This window comes from Hydrogenophaga sp. (genome assembly GCF_036675665.1).
Taxonomy (GTDB): Bacteria; Pseudomonadota; Gammaproteobacteria; order Burkholderiales; family Burkholderiaceae_C; genus Hydrogenophaga.
Map to the genome: position 1 here is coordinate 1 of NZ_JAKFEO010000113.1, position 2,848 is coordinate 2,848.

The 2,848-nt window shown below is 69.2% G+C and carries 3 protein-coding genes; 1 reads left to right on the top strand and 2 read right to left on the bottom strand.

Features of this window, described 5'->3' with window-relative positions:
- Window positions 1-240: 240 nt before the first annotated feature.
- Window positions 241-1,386: an HPP family protein gene (locus V6M63_RS23585; protein WP_442909644.1), complete on the bottom strand. Its 1,146-nt coding sequence runs from the start codon at window positions 1,384-1,386 to the stop codon at window positions 241-243.
- A 369-nt stretch (window positions 1,387-1,755) separates the two neighbouring features.
- Between V6M63_RS23585 and V6M63_RS23590 the strand changes: the two genes are divergently transcribed.
- Window positions 1,756-2,055 carry a hypothetical protein gene (locus tag V6M63_RS23590; RefSeq protein ID WP_068175434.1) on the top strand — a complete coding sequence of 100 codons (300 nt, stop codon included), beginning with the start codon at window positions 1,756-1,758 and terminating at the stop codon, window positions 2,053-2,055.
- A 6-nt stretch (window positions 2,056-2,061) separates the two neighbouring features.
- Here the strand turns inward: V6M63_RS23590 and V6M63_RS23595 are convergent.
- A partial coding sequence (locus V6M63_RS23595; RefSeq protein WP_332745908.1) for a serine hydrolase domain-containing protein occupies window positions 2,062-2,848 on the bottom strand: 787 nt, incomplete at its 5' end.

Sequence of the window (2,848 nt, forward strand, 5' to 3'; positions counted from 1 at the left end):
AGGGCGCCGGGCAGGCTCTCGATCTGGCTGTAGCCCGCCGCGCGCAGCACGCTGACAGCCGAGGGGTGGATGCCCTCCAGCAACAGGAAGCGGATCTTGTTCTTGTCGATGGAGGTCTTGGGGGCTGGCTGGGTGGGTTGGGTCGGGGTCGTGGTGGCGTGATTCATAGTTGACAAATATAGTCGGATATGCGGCCTGGGGCCAGTTTCGCGGCCTTCATCCCCGGCCGGCGCGGGGGATTCACGGCGGGTCAACGGCCGGGCCGGCAGGGGCCATGAACAGGGCGGCCACCAGGTCCGACTGCGTGACCATGCCGACCAGACGGTCCTGCGCGTCGAGCACGGGCATGTGGTGCAGGCCGCCATCGGAGAACCCGCGCACCAGGTCGGCGATGGCCTGTTCGGGGCGGGCGGTGCGCACCTTGCGCGTCATGATGTCTTCGACCCGGCGCGCGGTGTTCATGCGCGGCACGCGGCTGGGCGCCGGCGCGCTCTGACCGATGAAGAAGTCGTGCAGCGACACGATGCCCACCAGTCGTTGGCCGGCGTCCACCACGGGCAGGGCCTTGATCTTGTGGTGCGCCAGGCGCGCCCAGGCTTCGTCGACCGAATCACCGGGGCCCACGCTCACTACGTCGCGCGACATGATGTCCTGGCAGCGCACGCCGTTCCAGTGGCGGCGCTGCGCATGCATCTGCGCGCGGGTCATGATTTCTTCCAGGTCGTCGCGGTCGATGTCGAGCAGCTCGCCGAACGAGGCGAGCGCGGCGTCCAGGTCTTCCTTGGTGTGGCCCACGCGCTGGGTGGGCAGGGGGTCGCGCGTGTCGTGGGGGCGGCTCCGGGCCACGCCGTGGTGCGGGTAGCTGCGCCCCATGGCGTTGTTGAACAGCAGCGCCAGCAGTAGCATGACGGCCGAATCGGCAGCCACCGGCCAGAGCGCAAAACCAAAACCCAGCCCATGGATCGCCGGGCCGCCCAGCACGGCGGTGAGCGCCACCGCGCCGCCGGGCGGGTGCAGGCAGCGCAGCGCGAACATGGCCGCCACGGCGCCCGTGCCCGCCACCGCGGCGGCCAAACCCGTGGCGCCCAGCCACTGGTGGCAGGCCACACCGATCAGCGCCGAGAGCACGTTGCCGCCAACGATGGACCAGGGCTGCGCCAGCGGACTCGCCGGCACCGCGAACAGCAGCACCGCCGAAGCGCCCATGGGCGCGATGAACCAGACGCTGGACGTGCCCAGCACGTGGCGGCTGAGCCAGTCGGTGCACAGCAGCCCCAGGCCCACGCCCAGGCTGCTGAGCCAGAGCTCGCCGCGGCCAATGGCCAGCGGGGCCGGGTAGAACGAGCGCAGCCAGCGCAGCGCGGGATTCAAGCGCGGCCTTTCCATGGGCCGGGGCCGGGCTGCGCCTCGGGGGTGGTAATGCAAAGAAGGGGGCGGACGTGAATGGCCATGCGGCAGCGCCGTGTTGAAAACGCGGGGGGGTGGGGCGGTGGGGGCGGGCGCCGTACCGCTTCGTTGCGGTGCGGGCCGGGAGAGGCGGGCAACCGCGTGGCGCGGCGAGCGGGCAGTGTAAGGCGCCCCGCGCTGGCTTGCCGGGCCCAGGCTTTTGCCCTTGCGCGGGCGGGTGGGCGTTGTCGTGGCGCGCCGCTGTGTCGTGGGCGAGGACCTGCCGTTCAGTAGAATCGCCGGCCCCGACGATCCGTCTGCGTGTGCGTGTGCGCCGCCTCGTCTCTCGCTACAACCACAGGAAATCCCATGCGTTATTCGGTCTCCCACCACAAGCTCAACCTGGTGCTCGCGGCCCACGGGCTGAAACCCGGTGATGCCGGCGGCATCGACAAGCTCTTTGGTGGTCAGGACGGCTACTACTGGTTCGGCACCCTGCGCGACCTCTGCCCGCCGGGCAAGACCATCACCTGGGAAAGCCAGTACGAGATGGTCGACACCATCCAGGCGCACGAAAACGCCACGGCCCTGGAAGACGAGATGAAGCCGCAAGTCCCCAGCGCGGCGAACATTGCGGCTTTGTCCAAGCTGCTGGGCGACCCGATCTGAAGGCTGTCAGTAGCCGAGCGCGGCGCGCGCCTGACGGGCCGTCTCGTAGAGCATCTCGCCTTCGGCCATGAGGTCGTCGGCATCGAGCAAGGTCGCGAAGACGACCACGGTCACGTCGCTCACCGTGTCATGGCGCGCCGTGGTGAGGTAGCCGGTGATCCCGCCGTTGTGCCCCGCGCCGAGCTCGGCGGGAGCGCACGCGAGGCCGAGGCCGTAGGAAACATGGACCTCGTTGGTGGTCTCGCACTCGCGCATGCGGGCAATCGTCTGCGCGTTCAACCCGGCCTCGCCCTTGAGCAGCCGGCGAAACCACCGGGCCAGATCCGAGGGTGTCGTGACCACGTTGCCCTCGCCAACGCCCCAGGAAACGTTGCGGTGGGTGGTGGGGTAGAGCGTGCCGCCGACCCGCGTCGTTCCCTCAAGGAACGGCGCCGGGAGTTGCTGGGTCCGGCCGTCGTCGGGAAAGCTCGTCTCCTTGAGGCCGTTGGGCACGAGCAGTTCGTTGTGCACGAACTGCGCGAACGTCTGCCCCGAGACCTGCTCGACGATCTTCGCCAGCAGTGAATAACCGGTGTTCGAATAGCGAAACGCCTCGCCGGGCAGGCCGCCGACCAACTGGTTGCTGGCGACCACGCCGACCAGTTCATCCAGCGTGTAGGTGTGCATGTCGCCCTGGGTGTCCTCGACCCAATCGACGTACCGCTGGCCGGCGTAGGGCGCGGTGGCCGTCGCGGGAATGTTCTTGTTGCCCACGTCAAAGACGCCGCCGCCATGGCGCAGGAGCTGCTGGATC

Bases quoted from the DNA above. Each gene is read 5' to 3' on its own strand.
- V6M63_RS23590 (WP_068175434.1), top strand. From the start codon at position 1,756: ATGCGTTATTCGGTCTCCCACCACAAGCTCAACCTGGTGCTCGCGGCC.
- V6M63_RS23585 (WP_442909644.1), bottom strand. From the start codon at position 1,386: ATGGAAAGGCCGCGCTTGAATCCCGCGCTGCGCTGGCTGCGCTCGTTC.